This is a genomic window from Streptococcus cristatus, assembly GCF_963529205.1.
GTDB classification, from domain to species: Bacteria; Bacillota; Bacilli; order Lactobacillales; family Streptococcaceae; genus Streptococcus; species Streptococcus cristatus_O.
This window is the reverse complement of sequence record NZ_CAURYF010000029.1, coordinates 1-18,479: the sequence shown is the minus strand read 5'-3', so window position 1 is coordinate 18,479 and position 18,479 is coordinate 1. Positions and strand designations below refer to the sequence as shown.

Annotated in this window: 18 protein-coding genes and 1 pseudogene; 5 read left to right on the top strand and 14 right to left on the bottom strand. The window is 40.5% G+C overall.

What is annotated here, in order from left to right; translation table 11 throughout:
• Positions 1 to 461: 461 nt before the first annotated feature.
• The 7 genes from RWS39_RS07350 to RWS39_RS07320 form a co-directional block, all read right to left on the bottom strand.
• Entirely contained in the window at positions 462 to 656 is a 195-nt protein-coding gene (locus RWS39_RS07350) for a hypothetical protein (protein WP_314481982.1), read from the bottom strand.
• A gap of 260 nt (positions 657 to 916) precedes the next feature.
• Positions 917 to 1,093 (bottom strand): Blp family class II bacteriocin, encoded by a 177-nt coding sequence (locus RWS39_RS07345; protein WP_314481980.1) that lies wholly within the window; start codon positions 1,091 to 1,093, stop codon positions 917 to 919.
• 208 nt (positions 1,094 to 1,301) lie between these two features.
• The gene (locus tag RWS39_RS07340; RefSeq protein ID WP_314481978.1) at positions 1,302 to 2,276 is read right to left on the bottom strand and encodes an LPXTG cell wall anchor domain-containing protein; all 975 of its coding nucleotides are present in this window, start codon (positions 2,274 to 2,276) and stop codon (positions 1,302 to 1,304) included.
• Between the two features lie 560 nt (positions 2,277 to 2,836).
• The gene (locus RWS39_RS07335; protein ID WP_314481976.1) at positions 2,837 to 4,174 is read right to left on the bottom strand and encodes a sensor histidine kinase; all 1,338 of its coding nucleotides are present in this window, start codon (positions 4,172 to 4,174) and stop codon (positions 2,837 to 2,839) included.
• 31 nt (positions 4,175 to 4,205) lie between these two features.
• Positions 4,206 to 4,937, bottom strand: a complete 732-nt coding sequence (locus tag RWS39_RS07330; protein ID WP_314481974.1) for a response regulator transcription factor — start codon at positions 4,935 to 4,937, stop codon at positions 4,206 to 4,208.
• A gap of 1 nt (position 4,938) precedes the next feature.
• Positions 4,939 to 5,280 carry a LytTR family DNA-binding domain-containing protein gene (locus RWS39_RS07325; protein ID WP_314481973.1) on the bottom strand — a complete coding sequence of 114 codons (342 nt, stop codon included), beginning with the start codon at positions 5,278 to 5,280 and terminating at the stop codon, positions 4,939 to 4,941.
• Between the two features lie 183 nt (positions 5,281 to 5,463).
• The gene (locus RWS39_RS07320) at positions 5,464 to 6,036 is read right to left on the bottom strand and encodes a TetR/AcrR family transcriptional regulator (RefSeq protein WP_015605159.1); all 573 of its coding nucleotides are present in this window, start codon (positions 6,034 to 6,036) and stop codon (positions 5,464 to 5,466) included.
• A gap of 126 nt (positions 6,037 to 6,162) precedes the next feature.
• Here RWS39_RS07320 and RWS39_RS07315 point away from each other — a divergent pair, with 126 nt between their 5' ends.
• Positions 6,163 to 7,005, top strand: coding sequence for a DegV family protein (locus RWS39_RS07315; protein WP_223367438.1), 843 nt, complete (start codon positions 6,163 to 6,165; stop codon positions 7,003 to 7,005).
• A gap of 90 nt (positions 7,006 to 7,095) precedes the next feature.
• Positions 7,096 to 7,872, top strand: coding sequence for an XRE family transcriptional regulator (locus RWS39_RS07310; RefSeq protein ID WP_314481970.1), 777 nt, complete (start codon positions 7,096 to 7,098; stop codon positions 7,870 to 7,872).
• A gap of 17 nt (positions 7,873 to 7,889) precedes the next feature.
• Here RWS39_RS07310 and RWS39_RS07305 read toward each other — a convergent pair whose 3' ends face one another.
• The 7 genes and pseudogenes from RWS39_RS07305 to RWS39_RS07275 form a co-directional block, all read right to left on the bottom strand.
• A complete protein-coding gene (locus RWS39_RS07305; protein ID WP_285874790.1) occupies positions 7,890 to 8,369 on the bottom strand; it encodes a hypothetical protein in 480 nt (159 codons plus the stop codon).
• A gap of 63 nt (positions 8,370 to 8,432) precedes the next feature.
• Positions 8,433 to 8,915 (bottom strand): hypothetical protein, encoded by a 483-nt coding sequence (locus RWS39_RS07300; RefSeq protein WP_285874792.1) that lies wholly within the window; start codon positions 8,913 to 8,915, stop codon positions 8,433 to 8,435.
• Positions 8,908 to 9,453 (bottom strand): DUF1697 domain-containing protein, encoded by a 546-nt coding sequence (locus tag RWS39_RS07295; protein WP_285874794.1) that lies wholly within the window; start codon positions 9,451 to 9,453, stop codon positions 8,908 to 8,910. The genes RWS39_RS07300 and RWS39_RS07295 overlap by 8 nt, the downstream gene beginning before the upstream one ends.
• Before the next feature lie 35 nt (positions 9,454 to 9,488).
• Positions 9,489 to 9,638 (bottom strand): annotated as a pseudogene (locus tag RWS39_RS07290) (GNAT family N-acetyltransferase); the annotation flags it as partial.
• Between the two features lie 58 nt (positions 9,639 to 9,696).
• Complete coding sequence (locus tag RWS39_RS07285) at positions 9,697 to 10,320, bottom strand: NAD(P)H-dependent oxidoreductase (RefSeq protein ID WP_285874796.1); 624 nt, start codon at positions 10,318 to 10,320, stop codon at positions 9,697 to 9,699.
• A 14-nt stretch (positions 10,321 to 10,334) separates the two neighbouring features.
• A complete protein-coding gene (gene uvrB / locus RWS39_RS07280; protein WP_285874797.1) occupies positions 10,335 to 12,323 on the bottom strand; it encodes an excinuclease ABC subunit UvrB in 1,989 nt (662 codons plus the stop codon).
• Between the two features lie 159 nt (positions 12,324 to 12,482).
• Entirely contained in the window at positions 12,483 to 13,409 is a 927-nt protein-coding gene (locus tag RWS39_RS07275) for a CPBP family intramembrane glutamic endopeptidase (RefSeq protein WP_314481965.1), read from the bottom strand.
• A 166-nt stretch (positions 13,410 to 13,575) separates the two neighbouring features.
• Between RWS39_RS07275 and RWS39_RS07270 the strand changes: the two genes are divergently transcribed.
• The 3 genes from RWS39_RS07270 (at position 13,576) to RWS39_RS07260 (ending at position 18,387) form a co-directional block, all read left to right on the top strand.
• Entirely contained in the window at positions 13,576 to 15,750 is a 2,175-nt protein-coding gene (locus RWS39_RS07270; RefSeq protein ID WP_314481963.1) for an ABC transporter substrate-binding protein/permease, read from the top strand.
• Positions 15,750 to 16,490: an amino acid ABC transporter ATP-binding protein gene (locus tag RWS39_RS07265; RefSeq protein WP_314481961.1), complete on the top strand. Its 741-nt coding sequence runs from the start codon at positions 15,750 to 15,752 to the stop codon at positions 16,488 to 16,490. The genes RWS39_RS07270 and RWS39_RS07265 overlap by 1 nt, the downstream gene beginning before the upstream one ends.
• Positions 16,491 to 16,860: 370 nt before the next feature.
• On the top strand, positions 16,861 to 18,387 hold the full coding sequence (locus RWS39_RS07260) for an ATP-binding cassette domain-containing protein (protein WP_314481959.1): 1,527 nt from the start codon (positions 16,861 to 16,863) through the stop codon (positions 18,385 to 18,387).
• Positions 18,388 to 18,479 lie beyond the last annotated feature (92 nt).

Here is an 18,479-nt window from a genome sequence, read left to right as displayed (position 1 = left end):
AGTACTAAATGCTATATAGGCAATACTATACTCAATTAGTAACAGTAGTTTAGATTCTATCATTCATCATATCAAACTGCGACCTTACATTTATATCCATAATATATACCGGTTACTTTTTCTTTGATTTTGATATCATACCTACAGTATAGCACATTTAAAGAATCTATGCATAGAAATCATAAACAGTCTTTATTTTGTCGTAAATGGTTATTTTAATAAAATACAGCACCTGATAAGATCAAATGCTGTATGCAATTGTGTATTGTTCTAATGACTTTATTCGGCCATTAAAGTAATAGCAAGAAGTAATTGCTATTTTTAGTTATAAGTTTGAAATTTCAATCTAAAATAGAACAAAATATTTTATAAAATGACAGATACAAATTAAATAACAGCCATGATTTAAAAAGTGTTAAATAATTTAATACGTTTTTTTACTAACATTCCCTGTTATAACATCAAGAGCGCGCTGCTCCATTATAGCCGTTATAAAACCCCCATGCAAACAAACCGCCTGCTACACAATACACTGGTGATGAAAGACACATTAAAGCAATCCCTGCTTGAACTGGATTAATACCTCCTCCCTCAAATTGAGATAAATCTTCTTCGCTTAAAATAATAAATTCATTAGAATATGTACTTTTTTTCATGTCGTCCTCCAATTTATTAGAAACGTTTAATCATTATTTTTAAGATATGAATTAATAAATATGATTAATATAATTAAAAATGGAACTATCAAACCTAGGATAGTATGATTAAAAATTGGATAAGCAAAAAAGTAATAGCAATACAACAAAAGAAGCAGCCCCTGTTGTTATCACGGAAAACATAAATAGAACAATTTTTAGAAATAATTTTCGTCTCATGCTATTCAACTCATTTCTTTACAACATACACTATATAGCAACTAGGGATGTGTTGCATAATAATATGCTCGACCTGCGGCTTCACCAAATTGATAGATTGCCCATCCGATTCCTATTCCAATCCCTATAGACTCAAGTACTCCTGTAAAACCTCCTTCAACAGTAGCCAACATGTTTTCGTCCATCACTTCAAATTGTGACATTACTTTTGTATCCATAATAGATACCTCCTGTTGTTTTTTCTCGTGTATCGCGATCACATCTAAAGTATAACACTTTCTTCTAATCCTTGATCACAAAAATCTTGAATGGTAGATATTTACTCCTGAATAGTCATTTTAAAAATACATTCTCCAAAATAGAGAATGTATTTTTTTGTTTTATCTTAGCATCTTTTCTAATTTTTAAATTGACTAGTAAGGAAATTTAATCCTTCTGACGCTTTGGACAGAGAGTAGCAAACATTGCTCCTAATGCAATAATGCCTAGCAATATGATGTATTCACTCTTCTGGTCCCCTGTCTGGGGCAATATTCTTGAAGCCGGATGAACTAATGCCTCTTTACTCTTTTGATTATTGGAATTACTATCCATTAAAGTGAGAGTTTGACTAGTCTTAGCTTCCGCACTTTCCTGCAAAACTGGCTTAGAAAAGTCTCTGTCGCTGTCCTTGGCGGTTGGGATAGTTATCGAATGAGCAACTACAGAACCACGTTCATTTTCAGTTGTATTTGACTGTTCCACTTTCTCATCTTGTTTAATTGCTGAACTAGCATACAAATGGTCATACAATTGTTGAGCTGTAACTCCTCCTCCAGCCCAACCAGACACAAGTTTTCCATTTTTTAGATAAAGAATAGTCGGAGTTCCGGGTATTCCAACTGTTTCAAATAAAAATTTCTTTGCCTGATCATCGAAATCTTTCCCATCACTATTATAATATTCAAGATGATTATCAATTAATTGATTAAACTCTTTCAGAACGGGAGAAAACTCTCGACAATAATAACAGGTCGGACGACCAACATAGATTGTATGATCTTGACCATCTTCAGTAAAAGCTTGGTATACTTGATTAATCGAAACTTTTTGAAAATCAGCTACATTTTCTAGATAGCTTTCCATAGTTACTTCAGCTTTAGCAGTCTCAGTGTGAACTGGTGGATTGGAATTCTGCTCTGCAGTCTGAGTTTTTGTAATTTGGCTTGACTCTGCTTCACTACTGGATTCAGACTTAGTATCTGATTCAGTCGGTAATGTTTTATCAGTGCTTTTACTGGCTTCTGCTCTCTCGTGACCACCTTGTACTACTATGCTATCTGTATCAGATGCCACCGGCAGAGCACCTAGACCAAGAAAAAGTGGGCAAAGCAATATCGAAATAAACCATTTATTTTTCATAATAAACTCCTTCTATTTTTATAGATCTAGTTTAACCTATTTTTAGAGCAGAAAAACAAGAAAATCCTAAATGGCTTTTATTTACTCTTGAATTGTCAAATTAGGTGCACAATTTCACCATAAAATAATTCTAAAACAAATGTTGCTGAACATTTTTACCTTTTCATATCTTTTAAACTGTCTAATTCCTCACATTAGGAAAATAGATGATAGAATAGAAAACTACCATTCAGGAGTAAATAAAGACTGATTGAGATTTAACCCACCAAAACAGTACTATTTTTGTTATACTAATATCATTAAAACAAAGGGGCATATTATGAACAAAAAAGAATCACTAAAAGACTTTACAAACCTATCATCAACTGAATTAAAAACTATCTCCGGAGGAGGTAAGAATTGGTTTCTAAATATCTACGAAAAATTACAATTCAGAAATTACGGTAGAATTGTAATTTTCAAATAAAATTGATACCTCTGCAAGAAAACAAATTTCCCGTATTTTTAAGAAATTTGTTTTTTTATTTTATATGATACAGCCTACCTCCTCCCCTAATAATCTACTTCAATTCCAACTCTTGTCTAAAAGAGTGATCATGACTAATGGTACGCAGAGAAACATTGGGATAGTGGCTGATAATATTTTGAACATTGGAGAGACCAAGCCCTCTATTTTCTCCTTTAGTGCTAAAGCCCTTTTTAAAAATAGTATCGGAATGGATAGAAAACTCTTTTATTGTATTCTCAACAATAAAAATCTGTCTACCTTCCTGCTCCAAAAAGGCAAAAGAAACCACTGGATGACTAGTCTCCACTGCTGCTTCTATAGCATTATCAGCCAGTATGGAAACAATCGTGATAAAATCAAGCAACTCCATTCCTTGAGGTTTGATTTCTTGCGGAACTTCCAAGCCAATTTCTATTCCCTTGCTCTGAGCTTCTAAAAATTTTGCTGACAAGACGCTCTTGAGAGCATCATTGTGGATATTGGACAGACGGCCTAAATCATATTTAGATTGGTTGAGTGCTTGACCCGAGTCTTTAAGGATTTGGTTATAAATCTGCTCGATGGCTGGTAAATCATGCGTATCAATTCCTAACTTCAGACTCTTTAAAATATTGATATAATCATGCCGGAAACTTCGCAACTCATTATAAAGTTCTTCAATATGCTGACTGTAATCGGACATATTTCTCAACTGCAACTCTCTTTGTTCACTTAACTGCTGTTGAATTCGCTCTCGCAAATTACGGTCTAGGATATTAAGCGAGATAAGGAAAATAATGATGTAAATAACTACGACCAACTCTCTATATAATAAAGCGTCTATTCTATACATCACTTCCAAATAAGAAAAAATTTGAACTAGTAAATAATAAATTAACATGGAAATATTCAAAAAGATTATTATTTTTCTATTTTCTCTAGGGTTCTGCTGTTTATTCAATATTTCAAAATTATATTGGAGCACAATAGGAATTACAAATGAGAGAATACTTGCAGTCAGTGCTGAGATAGTTAATAGAGTTTTATTATGGCTAATTTGCTGAATATTCGAAAAACCTAAGCCAGGTAGGATAAAAAAAGTTATAGAGCGATGCAGTAGATTCCAGAGAACAACTGGGAAAAGACCATAAAATATCGATAAATATTTTGATACATTTTTACTTATTACTAAGCTAAAAATCAAAAAGAAAAGAGGCATAAATAAATAAGACACTAAAGAAAGAATAGAGCTATAAAAGAAAGATACTATTATAAAGCCAGAAACATAATAAACTATAATCGCCAGAATATATTGATATCGGCTTAAACTATTACCACTAATACGTGAATATATAACAAATAATATTAAAATTTGGATAAGATCTAAAACTATTTCTAATCCTATGAACATAAACTCCTCCCACTTCTATCTTAGTACTTCCCTACTGCCTTAAAGCTGTCCGTAATCCTTTCATCTTGAGGCGTGATACGTAGCAGCTAGCGCCATTCGGGAAATAAGCTATGTTTTCTATCTTATCCAGCTGAGAGATATTCGCTGGATTGACCACATAAGAGCGATGGCAGCGATAGAGACGCTTGTCTTGCTTTGTCATCTTAGAAAGCTGTCCGTAAAATTCGATCCGCTCTTTCTTGGTATAGAGAACTAGTCTATGGGGCACTTCTGATGTCTCAAAATAATAGATTTCATTAAAAGGCACCTGAAAATCCGACTTGGAATTTTCAAAGAGAAAAGTTTCTTCAGCTTGAAAGCTGTCCTTTCTCTCGTAAAGATAGGCTAGATCCTGCTCAATCTGCTTGATAAAATCCTCCTCAGGCAAGCCTTTGTCAATAAAGTCAAAAGCCGATACCTGATAGCGAAAAGTCAAGGGCATAAATTCTGAGTGAGTCGTCACAAATACAATTAGAGCATAGGGATCCAACTTGCGAATCTTTCCTGCCACCTCTAGTCCCTTCTGCGTCTCTTGCTTAATCTCAATATCCAAAAAGAAAATCTGATGACTCCCCCGTTCCCTTACTGCATCAATTAGCATGTCCGGCTTGCCGTAGATTTCTAAAAACTGGCATTCCCAGCCGTTCTTTTCCAAAATCCCCTGAATAGTTGACTCCATATAGACTTGTTGCTTAAGATCGTCTTCTAATACAAAAATTTTCATCTTATTTTCTTCCTTCCTGAGACCAGCGCTTGATGAGACTGGATAAATGACGCCTTGAGCAGACAATATCTCCTAAGTCAGACTGCTCAAAAAACAAGCTTTTACGCTCCCTGTCAAACCCTTGGACCTTGGCTAAATTGACCAGTGTTTGACGATTACAGTGAACCAGCGCATCAGGATAGAGCTTAGCCAACTCAGTCAGAGAAGCCCTAAGGCTGTAGTTGTCTTGTCCAGTCACGATGAGAACGACGTGTGGTTTTTGAGGATGGGACTGGATATAGTAAATTGTCGAAAGATCCAGCTTTCGAAGAGTGCTGCCATCTTTGATTATAATAGTAGCCATTTGTCTACCTCCGTTGCTCTAGCATAGCACAAGTCGCATCGCAAATGACTCCCAAATCCTAAATGGTAGCTGATAAGTCTTAAATGGTCTCAGAAGCACTAAGTAAAAACTTACTTGTTAGGTAAGTTTTTACGATCTATTATTTCAGTCTGATATATTGGTGCCAAACAGTTGTATAAACTCTTACTTTTTCTTTTTCTGTGGGAAAAGGGGCATGCCCAATGCAGCAATCTTTTCAGCTGGAACCTTCATGCCTTCTTTGATCCATTTTGAAAGCACTGAAACAACCGCAGAACTCCAGAATGAATTCATATAGGAATTGGCTGTCTTTTTCCCACCTTTGCTGCGCTTTTCAAGGAAATCAAAAACCGCCTGCGTCAGCAACTTTTCAAAATTATAATCAATAGCCAGACTAATGACACGCGCCTCCTTCTTGGCTTCCTTAAAAAGAAAAAGCCAAATCTGGTACATTTCTGTCTTGAAATTAAACTGCTCCAGCTTGTCGACAATTCCCTGAACCGTATTTTTGAAAATTCCCTCTAGAATTTCTTCTTTGGAGCTATAGTTCCGATAAAAGGCTGCGCGCGAAACCCCAGCCCGTTCGACTAACTCAGAAATGGTAATCTTTTTCAAATCTTTCTTCTCTAGCAGTTGCATTAGAGAAATTTCCAAGGATTCCTTTGTAATTCGATTGGATTCTTGGTTATAAGTTTTTAAATTTGCAAGGGATTTTTCTGATATTTTCTTTTCCGCCATAACAATTTCTTTCTTCCTGTATCAGCTGAGAATTAAGGCTTTATATCAAAGCATCTTCATGTTATAATTGTAAGAAAAGACATGTTTTTTGTCAATGTAGAGAACTGATAGAGCAGGAGAAACTAAATGACTTGGAAAATTGTTGCCGATTCTGGCTGTGACTACCGTGAGATAACTGATTTGGCTAACCAGACAAAGTTTGAGAGTGTGCCGTTAACCATTCAGATTGATCATGAGATTTTTGTTGATAATGCGCAACTTGATATTGATGGCATGATGGAAAAAATGTACGCTACTTCAACCGCTTCAAAATCAGCCTGTCCAAGCCCTGATGACTATCTCAGAAGATTTGAAGGAGCTGAAAATATTTTTGTCGTGACGATTACAGGCTCCCTTTCTGGTAGCCACAATAGCGCTCAGCTAGCCAAAAAGCTCTTCTTAGAAGAACATCCAACAGCAAATATCCATGTCATTGATAGCCTTTCGGCTGGTGGCGAGGTCGATCTGATTGTCAAAAAATTGAACGACCTCATCAAAGAAGGGCTTTCTTTTGAGCAAGTCGTGGAAGCCATCACCCACTACCAAAAAAACACAAAGCTTCTCTTTGTACTGGCTAAGGTAGATAATCTAGTCAAAAATGGGCGTCTCAGTAAGCTAATCGGTGCAGTTGTCGGCCTCCTCAATATTCGCATGGTCGGCGAAGCCAGCCATACCGGTACTCTGGAGCTCCTCCAGAAAGCTAGAGGGGCTAAAAAGGCTCTGACCGCTGCTGTCGATGAAGTTCTGAAAGCTGGATATAAGGGCGGCCGCATTATCATCGCTCATCGTAATAACGAAAAATTTTGCCAGCAATTTACAGAAGTCATCAAGGAAAAATTCCCAGCAGCCGACATTTCATTCCTACCAACTTCTGGACTTTGCAGCTTTTACGCAGAAGAAGGTGGCCTCTTGATGGGCTACGAAATCTAATCCTCTCCTTTTGAGCTGAATATCCGTATTCAGCTCTTTACTTTTTCGATTTAATTCGTTAAAATAGAAGAAAGAAAAGGAGTGAAAGTCATGGCAAGAGGACGCGGTGTCGCCAGCCCCCAAGATAAGGAGGCAATGCGACTCATTTCTAAAAAAATCAAAACTTTATTGAAGGAAAAGCAAATCAAACAAATTGAACTTTCCCGAGGAACAGGAATTCCAGCCAGCACTCTTACTGGCTATATCAAAGGGAATTCCCTGCCTGTCCTCGAAAATATGCAAAAAATTGCAGACTTCTTTGATATGGACGTTCAAGAGCTAGATCCTCGCTATTTATCAGTTCATAACCCTACGTCATTTTCGCTAGAGTTCGCAGATATTTTCCAAGCCCTAGACCAGACCCACAGACAAGCTGTAACAGACTTTGCTAAAAAAGAGCTGGAAAATCAAACGACTGAGGAAAGATTAAAGGATGATTATTTTCCTTACAAGGTCTATGAGAGCTATCAGACTTTCTTGAACAAGCCCGAACAAGCTGACATCGTCTGGTTAGACAAAGAGCTTGACTATGATATTGCCCTTTGGATTCGGACCGATTCGCTGGAACCCAAGTATCCGCAAGGGTCTGTGGCTCTCATCAAGAATACACACTTTGAATTTGCTGGCGCTATCTATGCCATTGATTATGACGGGCAAACCATTTTAAAAAGAGTTTTCAATGATCCAACTGGCATCCGCCTCATCTCTCTCAATAAAAAATACAGCGACAAATTTATCCCGCATCAAGAAGAACCCAAGGTCATCGGCCGTGTCATGGCCGCCTTTATGCCTTTAGATTTATCAGAACAAGCACAAAAGCCACTTTAGTACATAAAGCGGCTTTTCTATTTTTTCTTACTTCCTTTGCTTGCAATCGTGATGACTGCTGCTATCAGAAAGAAAATAATATAAGTGGCAATTGGGAACCAGACATAGCGATGGTCCAAAGTAGGCAGTGGTAGCAAAGGTCTATGACGGCGGCTCCTCACTCCAAAGTAATGTAGCAAAAGAACCACAGGATTTATATAAAGGAGAGGATTGACTAAGTCTTTCAAAGAAGTGACCCTCTTTACACTATTTTCACGTAGGATAGAACCATAGGCATAGTACAGTAAAACAAGAATATTTATAAACAAAGGAAAAACATAATTACTCTTTAAATATGTAGGGAGGAAGGGGATTTGAAAAACTAGGATACCCGTAATCATTGCAAAAAGAATAAGGACGGAGAAATCCAATAACCAAGCTAGAAAACCATGGCGCTTGAGCCATGTATTCACTTTATCTAGCCACATCCACTCATTCCTATTTTTATTCACATCCATATACCTCCCTCTACTAGCTTGTTTGAACGGGCTTTTGAGCTAGATCCATTGACAAGACCTGCATCAATCAATATAGCGAACACGATCGACCTTGGTTTTCATGATATAGGTATTGACTAAATCATGGTATTCATCATATTCCCCAAATAAAAAGCCTTTTCGTAAAATAACTTCTCTCCCATCTATCCCGTAATCCATATTAATTGGGACAGAATTTTCTGATTTGACTATAGAGAAATGAAAGAAAATTGTAAACCATATAAAAAGTGCAAGAGGAATACTCAGGATCCCCCAGATGAGATGGAACCAGCGAAACTCTCTCTTTTTCAAAAAGAGAAACCACAAATGACAAAATACGACCACTGATAGAAGAAAAAGCCAATTGTTCCACAGGAGCGGAGTAAAGGCCAAACCAAAGGGACTCAAGCTAAAATGTAGCAAGACAAAGATAAATAACAAGAGATAGAGCACTAGCCAAATAACTCTAGAAAACTTCCAGCGCTTCTCTTTTTCTTCCCTTGTATTTTCCACATTTAACTCACTCATTTCCAACCAACTCCACAATCTTCTGGAAAGTCTTGCCGTTTCGGATAGTCAGTTGCTTATAAAAACTAGACTTGAGCAGTTTCTTATGGTAATTAGATTTGAGATAGTCCGCTTGGTCAGCATTGCTATAAAAGAAAGCCGTCTGCCCAAAATGTAGCTGCTCCTTGTCATTTGCCCAACTACCTGCCAGCTCTTGGACACTCTCCCTTTCTGTATCCGGCAGATAAAAAAGAACATCTCGCCGAAAGGCTGTTTCATCCTGCCACCAAGTAGGCAGATTGGCTATTTCTTTTTCAAGCATGGCAGAACTGACAAGGACAAAAGGCAAAGAAAAATCATAAGACCGACTAAAATAATCCGTCAAAATCTTCCGAATCCTCTCCTCCTGCTCTTCGCTATCAAAGAAAAGATTGCCACTATTGATGTAGGAAACTGGATTTTCAAACCCCAACCTAGCCAAATCCTTCTTCAAATCAGCCATAACGACCCTGTTTTTCCCGCCGACATTAATGCCGCGGAGTAAAAGTGCATAACGCATGTGTGCTCCTTAAAAATATATCTATTGTTTTCAGACTAACTGTTCGAGTTTCTCATGTAAATCATCCGTTTTTCTTTCACTGCTTTTCCTAAGTCAACGACCTTTTCCTCACCGTCAAAAACAAAACCGATTTTTTCATAGAAAGCGATGGCACGTTTGTTATCTTCTAACACCCATAATAAAATTCTGAGGGAGCATGAAACATTTGTCAGATCATTACAGGAGAAATCAAGATAAGCGATTTTACATTTTATTAATCTGATTTGAAACTTTTTTCAAATATTTTTGACGATCTATAGCAGTTGTTGTGTTTTGGGCGACTTGACCAAAAACACTTATTCTCCTAGTTTTAACTCCACAATGATTCAAGACTGCATTTTTCAATACTGCAATACCATAACTATCAGGGATACTAATCAATCCTGAGAACATTTTATACCAGTTAGTGGGGGCATCAGAAGTTACATAAATATCTGCTGTTTTCCCTTTTAAAAGTTTTTTAAACTGCTTACCAGTAATGTAATTCCAAAAGAAATTTCCCTGATGATTAGCTGAATAGGCAATTCCGGGGGTAAATACACGATCAATCCACCCCTTTAACAGGCTAGGCATACTACTCCACCAAATAGGATAAACAAAGATGAAATGATCCGCCCACTGGATTAATTTCTGAGAGCGTAGAATAAACAAATCCTCCTTCATCCTTTTCCGATAACCGTAACGTAAAACAGGATCAAAATTCTCTTCGTTGAGATTGATGACCTCAATCTCATGTCTACTTAAATCAATATTCTCAACAATTGTCTGAAAAATTGCTTGGCAATAGCTCTCTTTATCAGGATGCCCATTAATAACCAAAATTTTCATACGTTCTCTCCTCTCTAATCCATCGCCTTTATTTCCAGAATCATATCGCGAATCTGTGCCGCCAGTTCGAAGTCCAGAAGCCCAGCAGCTTCTTGCATTTGACCTTCTAGCTTCTTGATCATGTCCTTGCGTTCTTGCTTATTGAGGCTTTCGATTTCGACCGTTTCTTCCTTGTCTGGCAGGGCAGCCTTGGTCACGCTGATCAGGTCACGGATTTCTTTCTTGATGGTCTGCGGTACAATGCCGTGCTCTTCATTATATGCCATCTGGATTGCCCGACGGCGAGCAGTTTCATCGATAGCTCGCTGCATAGACTGGGTCATGGTGTCAGCATACATGATCACATGGCCCTCGCTGTTGCGAGCTGCCCGACCGATGGTCTGGATCAGGCCACGTTCGTTGCGGAGAAAACCTTCCTTGTCAGCATCAAGAATTGCTACCAGACTAACCTCAGGCACGTCAATTCCCTCGCGCAAAAGGTTGATCCCAACCAAAACGTCAAAGACACCCAAGCGCAGGTCTCGAATAATCTCGGTCCGTTCCAAGGTCTTAATGTCTGAGTGCATGTACTTGACCTTGACACCCATTTCCTTGAAGTAGTCCGTCAAATCTTCCGCCATTTTCTTAGTCAGGGTTGTAATAAAGGTCCGCTCGTTCTTTTCAACACGAGCATTGATTTCACCCAAAAGGTCATCAATCTGTCCCATAGTTGGGCGGACTTCCACCTCTGGATCCAGAAGCCCTGTTGGCCGGATAATCTGCTCAATAACAGTGTCCGTCTGTTCATTTTCATAGTCACCCGGCGTAGCCGATACATAGACAATCTGGTGAACATGACTCTCAAATTCCTCCCGACGCAGTGGACGATTATCCAAGGCAGACGGCAAGCGGAAACCATAATTAACCAGCATTTCCTTGCGAGAGCGGTCGCCATTGTACATACCCCGAATCTGTCCCATGGTCATGTGACTCTCGTCAATCATAATCAAGAAATCATCCGGGAAAAAGTCCAAAAGGGTATAAGGTGGCTCTCCTTCGCTACGACCATCCATATGGCGAGAATAATTCTCAACTCCGTTCGTATAGCCCATTTCACGCAGCATTTCGATATCGTACTCCGTGCGCTGCTTCAAGCGCTGGGCTTCCAGAAGCTTGCCTTCCTTCTCAAAGATAGCCAGCTGCTCATCCAACTCCGCCTGAATCTTGGCAATGGCAACTTCCATGTGGTCCTCATTGGTGACGAAGTGAGTAGCTGGGAAGATGGCCAAATGGTCCACCTCACCCAAAACTCGACCTGTCAAGGCTTCAACCTCACGAATCCGGTCAATCTCGTCTCCGAAAAACTCCACCCGAAAGGCATGCTCATCCCGAGAAGCAGGGAAAATCTCCACCACATCGCCTCGAACCCGGAATTTCCCCCGCTGAAAGTCAATGTCATTGCGCTCAAACTGGATATCGACCAAGTCATTAAGGAGCTTGTCACGGGAAATCTCTAGTCCAGGACGCAGACTAACTACGCTATCAGAGTATTCCTTAGGCGAACCCAGACCATAGATACAAGAGACCGAAGCCACGACAATCACATCGTTGCGCTCCAAGAGAGCCGATGTAGCCGAGTGACGGAGCTTATCAATCTCATCATTGACCGAGCTATCCTTTTCGATATAGGTATCGCTGGAAGGCACATAGGCTTCCGGCTGGTAGTAATCATAGTAGGAAACGAAGTATTCCACCGCATTATTGGGGAAGAATTCCTTGAACTCACCGTAGAGCTGGCCGGCCAGAGTTTTATTATGGGCGATAACCAGAGTTGGCTTGTTGACCCGAGCGATAACCTGACTCATGGTATAGGTCTTACCAGTACCCGTCGCCCCCATGAGAATTTGAGCTTTCTCGCCCCCCTCGATATTGTCCACCAGCTGTTCAATAGCTTGAGGCTGGTCACCTGAAGGCTCGTACTTAGACACCAATTCAAATTTATTATCTGTAATTCTGTTAATCATCTTTTATTCCTTAAATTGTGCTTCTATCATTTTACCATATTTGCCTCATTTTCTCTGCCTTTGGCTCTGATTTAGTAGCTACATCTCTAAGAATGACTAGTCTTGCATTCTGATCATTCATTATCATCAAAAATCGCCCAGCTAAGCTGAGCGATGTCTTTATTTCTTAAACATCAATGCCTGAGGTAGGCGATTTTCTTTCTTGAGTGACCAGTAAAGATAGGCAATACATCCAATCAGGACGATACTGGCAAAAATAGATCCTTCAGCACCGAAAGCTCCTCCTGAAAGCCAATCAATAGAAGTCTGAGACGTGTAATTAAAGACAGAGGCATTAGCTCCTTGCCCGCTGACCTGGATGCCATAGATATTTCCTTGGACGAAATTCCAAGCGCCATGCATCCCAGCCAAGACCCACATATTATCATACTTGATCATGAGTAGGCAGGCAAAAATCCCATTCAAAATAATCGTGACAATGGAAAGAACGGTCACACCAGGGTTAAAGAGGTGCAATGCCCCGAATAGAGCACTGGAAATCAAGATACCAATGAAGATATTTGACTTATCGCTAACTGCTGGAAAGAGCCAGCCACGCGTCACCAACTCCTCCGTGCCACCTTGTAGAATCCAAAAAGGTATCAGGGCGAGAATAAAGAGAACTGGCTCTAAACTTAGCTCTGCTAATTCTAGGCTTCCCGTACCCGTTAGCAATAGCAAAGCGACGACGAGCGAAAATTGTGCTGCCCCAATCAGGAAGCCTCTGCCCAGTTCTTTCAGCCATCCTTTCTTAAAAAATCCCAGACTGGAGAACGGTCTCTTTTCTATAAACTTGACCCACAGAAAAACAAGTAAGGACATAAAGAAAAAACTACCCAGCTGAAAAAAGATACCATAATGTCCGAACACTTCCATAACTATTGCTTGGTCAGCTGTCGGATTTACCATGGCAAGCACAGTTCCAATGATGATCCCTGCAAAGATTTCTCCTACGTGGATAAAGACAATGGAGATCAGAATTGCTAACCAAATCGGCGGAATATAGAGCGACAGCTTCACATTATCTAACATGCGTGATTTAAACATAGAAATCTCCTTTCTTGATTTATCTATTATAACATATTTTATCATAATAGTATAAGAGCCAATATTTGTTATTATGTCAGAAGATATAACATCAAAACAGAAAATATTTGCCTTTTCCAAATTTTTCTGATATAATCAGACAATATTCTAACAAAGGAGAGAAAATATGAAGAAAAAAATCATAGCTTTTCTGCTAGCATTGTTCCCTATCTTTGTCTTAGGAACAACTATTCATGCAGATACCATCAAAATCGTATCTGACACGGCTTATGCCCCATTTGAATTTAAAGATTCCGATCAAACCTATAAAGGGATTGATGTAGATATTATCAATAAAGTTGCTGAAATCAAAGGCTGGGCATATGAAATGTCCTTCCCCGGCTTTGATGCGGCAGTTAATGCGGTTCAAGCAGGACAGGCCGATGCCATTATGGCAGGTATGACTAAGACTGCTGAACGCGAAAAAGTCTTTACCATGTCTGACACATATTATGACACAAAAGTTGTCATTGCAACGACCAAGGCGAATACAATAAAGTCTTACGATCAACTCAAAGGAAAAACAGTCGGTGTCAAAAACGGTACTGCCGCACAACGTTTCCTTGAAAAAATTAAGGACAAGTACGGTTTTACTATCAAAACATTTGATACAGGCGACCTCATGTATAACAGCCTAGCAGCTGGAGCGGTTGACGCGGCTATGGATGACCAACCCGTTATCGAATATGCAATCAGCCAAGGGCAAGATTTGAAAATCTCAATGAAGGGTGAGGCCGTTGGTAGCTTCGCATTTGGTGTCAAAAAAGGCAGCAAATACGAATACCTAGTCACTGAGTTTAACGAAGCCTTGGCTCAGATGAAAAAAGATGGCACCTTGAAGGACATCATCAACAAGTGGACTGCTGCTTCCAAAACTTCAACAAACTCAGCAGTACCAGAGACCACAACCAAGTCTGGACAAAAAGCCACTCCAGTCAAAGCTAAATATACAATTGCCAGCGACTCATCCTTTGCTCCTTTCGTTTTCCAAAATGATAGCAACCAATATACTGGTATTGACATGGACTTGATCAAAGCCATTGCCGAAGACCAAGGTTTTACACTTGAAATTTCTAACCCTGGCTTTGACGCTGCCATCAATGCCGTTCAATCTGGACAGGCTGACGGGATGATTGCTGGGATGTCTGTGACAGAGGCCCGCAAAGAAACCTTTAATTTCTCTGAACCATACTACACTGCTAACTCTATCCTTGCGGTGACAGAATCAAGCACTATTAGCTCCTATGAAGACTTGAAAGGAAAGACCGTCGGAGTCAAGAACGGTACGGCCTCTCAAACCTTCCTCGTCGAAAATCAAAGCAAATACGGCTACAAAATCAAAACATTTTCAGACGGTTCTTCTATGTATGATAGTCTGAATTCTGGCTCTGTCGCTGCTATTATGGATGATGAGCCCGTTGTCAAATATGCTATCAACCAAGGCAAGAAAATGAAGACGCCAATCGAAGGAACCCCTAGTGGTGAAGTTGCTTTTGCAGTAAAAGCAGGCACCAACCCTGAGCTTATCGAAATGTTCAATAATGGTTTGGCTAATCTAAAAGCCAATGGTAAATACCAAGAAATTCTTGATAAATATCTCTCAGCTGAGAAGGATAATTCCACAACCGTTGATGAAACAACTATCTGGGGACTTCTCCAAAACAACTACAAACAACTTTTGAGCGGACTTGGAATTACCATTGCTTTAGCACTGATCTCTTTTGCCATTGCTATGGTCATCGGGATTATCTTTGGAATGTTCAGCGTCAGCCCAATCAAAGCGCTTCGCATTATTTCAGAAATTTTTGTCGATGTTATCCGTGGTATTCCACTTATGATTCTGGCTGCCTTCATCTTCTGGGGAATTCCAAACCTCATTGAATCTATGACTGGTCACCAAAGTCCAATCAACGACTTCGTTGCAGGAACAATTGCACTGTCACTCAATGCTGGTGCATATATCGCTGAGATTGTTCGCGGAGGGATTCAAGCCGTTCCGGTCGGACAGATGGAAGCTAGCCGAAGTCTAGGTATCTCGTATGGAAAGACCATGCGCAAGATTATCCTGCCTCAAGCAACCAAGATCATGCTACCAAACTTTGTCAACCAGTTCGTCATCGCTCTCAAGGATACAACTATCGTATCAGCTATCGGACTTGTTGAGCTCTTCCAAACAGGTAAAATCATCATTGCCCGTAACTATCAGAGCTTCAAGATGTATGCTATCCTAGCAGTTCTTTACTTGGTCATCATCACACTCTTAACAAGATTGGCTAAACGCTTAGAAAAGAGGATTCACTAATGGCTAAATTAAAAATCGATGTTAATGATTTACATAAATACTATGGGGAAAATGAAGTCCTAAAAGGGATTAGTACGAAGTTTTATGAGGGAGATGTTGTTTGTATCATTGGTCCTTCTGGATCAGGTAAATCAACTTTCTTACGCAGCCTGAACCTGCTTGAAGAAGTGACTAGCGGAACTATTACTGTCAACGGTTATGATTTGACAGACAAGGCTACCAACGTGGACCATGTTCGTGAAGATATTGGAATGGTTTTCCAGCACTTCAACCTCTTCCCACACATGACTGTCCTGCAAAATATCACCTTTGCACCAGTTGAGCACAAGCGAATGAGCCAAGCTGATGCAGACAAGCTTGGTATGGAGCTCTTGGAAAAGGTTGGGCTGGCAGACAAGGCTGATGCCAAACCAGATAGCCTGTCAGGAGGACAAAAACAGCGGGTGGCCATCGCTCGAGGATTGGCTATGAACCCGGACATTATGCTCTTTGACGAACCGACTTCTGCCCTTGACCCTGAAATGGTCGGCGACGTTCTAAACGTTATGAAGGATCTAGCTCAGCAAGGTATGACCATGCTGATCGTGACTCACGAAATGGGCTTTGCCCGTCAGGTCGCTAATCGCGTCATCTTCACTGCTGACGGTGAATTCCTAGAAGACGGCAAACCAGATCAAATCTTCGATAACCCTCAGCATCCACGTCTCAAGGACTTCTTGGACAAGGTACTCAATGTATAAACATGACGAATCCTGAAAGTAATCTTTCAGGATTTTTATTGACTTATTTTGCCCTTTTTGCTAGACTAAAGGTAGAATGATTTCGGAGGTACACGGAGACATGAAAAATTAAGTCTATTTTTTAAAGGAAACTTTATTTAGTAGATTTTGTCATGTTTCTGCATATCCGCGGGACTTTCGTTTTTTTGTGTTTTCAAGCATCTATTTGCTTATCTTTTGATTAATCCTGTCGCTCCTCTGACAGTGCAAGCTAGAACTCTAAAAATGAATGCCCCTATTTGGACACTTCTGTGTCTTATTTGTGCAATCTCAACAGCTCTGCTAAATAAAGCAGGGCTGTATTTTGTTTTAAAAAATAAAGGAGACATCTATGCTGCAAATAAGAAATCTAACCATCACCCACTTAAAAGACTTGAAGGAACTAGTCAAAGATTTGTCACTGACTGTCAACCAAGGAGACAAGGTCGCTATTATCGGCGAGGAGGGCAATGGCAAGTCCACCCTGCTCAAGCTCCTACTAGACGAGCGACTGGTCAGTCCCTATGTCAGCTACAGCGGACAGATTGATAAGTCCTATACTGCTGCTGTTTACCTGCCCCAGCAGCTGCCTTCAGAGGATGCCCAACTGACGCTCAATGACTATTTCTTTGCTGATTTTGAGACCGAGCTGGACTATGCCAAGCTCTACCGCTATGCTGGCGAGCTCAACTTTGACAGCCAGCGTTTTGCCAGTCAGCAGCAGCTCGCCAGCTTATCTGGAGGAGAAAAGCTCAAGGTCCAGCTTATCAAGAAACTAGCTAGCGATTGGGATATTCTCTTTCTTGACGAGCCCTCTAATGACCTTGATCTCGAAACTCTGACTTGGCTGGAAAACTTTATCAGCCACAGCCAGAGAACGGTCCTTTTCGTCTCTCACGACGAGCACTTTCTTGCTCAAGCTGCGACCAAGATTGTTCATCTGGAGCGAATCAAAAAGAAACAGGAGGCTAGAACTAGCGTCAAGAGTCTGGACTATGAAAATTACCGCCAGCAGCGTCAGGAGGCCTTTGAGAAACAGGGGCAACTGGCGCGGAAAGAGCGGGAAGAACACGCCAAAACCATGGAAAAACACCGACGGGTTAAGCAAAATGTTGAGAATGCCTTGAGAAATACCAAAAATGATGTCCAAGGCCGACTACTAGCCAAGAAGATGAAAAACGTCCTCTCGCAGGGCAAGCGATTTGAAAAGGCAGGTGCTGAAATGACCGAAATCCCGACACAGGAAGATGCCATCAGCCTTCACTTCTCAGACATAGAAGCTCTGCCATTGACCAAAAGAATCCTAAAATTAGAAGGCATGAAACTGGAAGCAGACGGACGACAGTTAGCGGAAAACCTGACTCTAGAGGTCTGCGGCCAGGAAAAAATTGGACTGATCGGTGCTAATGGCGCAGGCAAGTCTACTCTGCTTAAGGAAATATGGAAGATTCTGCGTGATCGGACAGACATGCGAGTAGGCTACATGCCCCAACATTATGGCGACTTGCTGGATGACGAAAGCTCTCCTTTGGTCTTTCTGGCTCCCTCTGGCGACAAGGCTCAGGAGGAGAAAATTCTGACCCATCTAGCCAGTCTCCAGTTCACGCGCGACGAGGCTCGCCACCCGATTGGTCAGCTTTCCGGCGGTCAAAAGGCCAAGCTCCTTCTGCTCAAACTAGTCCTAGACCATCCCAATATCCTCCTTCTGGACGAGCCAACCCGCAACTTCTCTCCCACCTCTCAACCTCAGGTTCGCCAGCTATTGACGACCTATCCCGGCGCTATCATCGCTGTCTCCCACGATCGTATCTTCCTCAAAGAAGTCTGCCAGAAGATTTATAAACTGACAGAAACAGGGTTGGAGGAAGTTGCACTATAAGCAAAAAGAGTTGGAAATTCCAACTCTTTTAGTTTTGTTTAGCATCAATCTTTGAACTTTAATAAAGCTCCCCTTCTACTCCTGCGCCGTCT

Coding starts and splice junctions, on each gene's coding strand:
- RWS39_RS07320 (WP_015605159.1), bottom strand. CDS start 6,036: ATGGCGGAAAAGAAAATATCAGAAAAATCCCTTGCAAATTTAAAAACT.
- RWS39_RS07315 (WP_223367438.1), top strand. CDS start 6,163: ATGACTTGGAAAATTGTTGCCGATTCTGGCTGTGACTACCGTGAGATA.
- RWS39_RS07275 (WP_314481965.1), bottom strand. CDS start 13,409: ATGTTTAAATCACGCATGTTAGATAATGTGAAGCTGTCGCTCTATATT.
- RWS39_RS07305 (WP_285874790.1), bottom strand. CDS start 8,369: ATGGATGTGAATAAAAATAGGAATGAGTGGATGTGGCTAGATAAAGTG.
- RWS39_RS07300 (WP_285874792.1), bottom strand. CDS start 8,915: ATGAGTGAGTTAAATGTGGAAAATACAAGGGAAGAAAAAGAGAAGCGC.
- RWS39_RS07270 (WP_314481963.1), top strand. CDS start 13,576: ATGAAGAAAAAAATCATAGCTTTTCTGCTAGCATTGTTCCCTATCTTT.
- uvrB (WP_285874797.1), bottom strand. CDS start 12,323: ATGATTAACAGAATTACAGATAATAAATTTGAATTGGTGTCTAAGTAC.
- RWS39_RS07265 (WP_314481961.1), top strand. CDS start 15,750: ATGGCTAAATTAAAAATCGATGTTAATGATTTACATAAATACTATGGG.
- RWS39_RS07285 (WP_285874796.1), bottom strand. CDS start 10,320: ATGAAAATTTTGGTTATTAATGGGCATCCTGATAAAGAGAGCTATTGC.
- RWS39_RS07260 (WP_314481959.1), top strand. CDS start 16,861: ATGCTGCAAATAAGAAATCTAACCATCACCCACTTAAAAGACTTGAAG.
- RWS39_RS07330 (WP_314481974.1), bottom strand. CDS start 4,937: ATGAAAATTTTTGTATTAGAAGACGATCTTAAGCAACAAGTCTATATG.
- RWS39_RS07345 (WP_314481980.1), bottom strand. CDS start 1,093: ATGGATACAAAAGTAATGTCACAATTTGAAGTGATGGACGAAAACATG.
- RWS39_RS07340 (WP_314481978.1), bottom strand. CDS start 2,276: ATGAAAAATAAATGGTTTATTTCGATATTGCTTTGCCCACTTTTTCTT.
- RWS39_RS07325 (WP_314481973.1), bottom strand. CDS start 5,280: ATGGCTACTATTATAATCAAAGATGGCAGCACTCTTCGAAAGCTGGAT.
- RWS39_RS07295 (WP_285874794.1), bottom strand. CDS start 9,453: ATGCGTTATGCACTTTTACTCCGCGGCATTAATGTCGGCGGGAAAAAC.
- RWS39_RS07350 (WP_314481982.1), bottom strand. CDS start 656: ATGAAAAAAAGTACATATTCTAATGAATTTATTATTTTAAGCGAAGAA.
- RWS39_RS07335 (WP_314481976.1), bottom strand. CDS start 4,174: ATGTTCATAGGATTAGAAATAGTTTTAGATCTTATCCAAATTTTAATA.
- RWS39_RS07310 (WP_314481970.1), top strand. CDS start 7,096: ATGGCAAGAGGACGCGGTGTCGCCAGCCCCCAAGATAAGGAGGCAATG.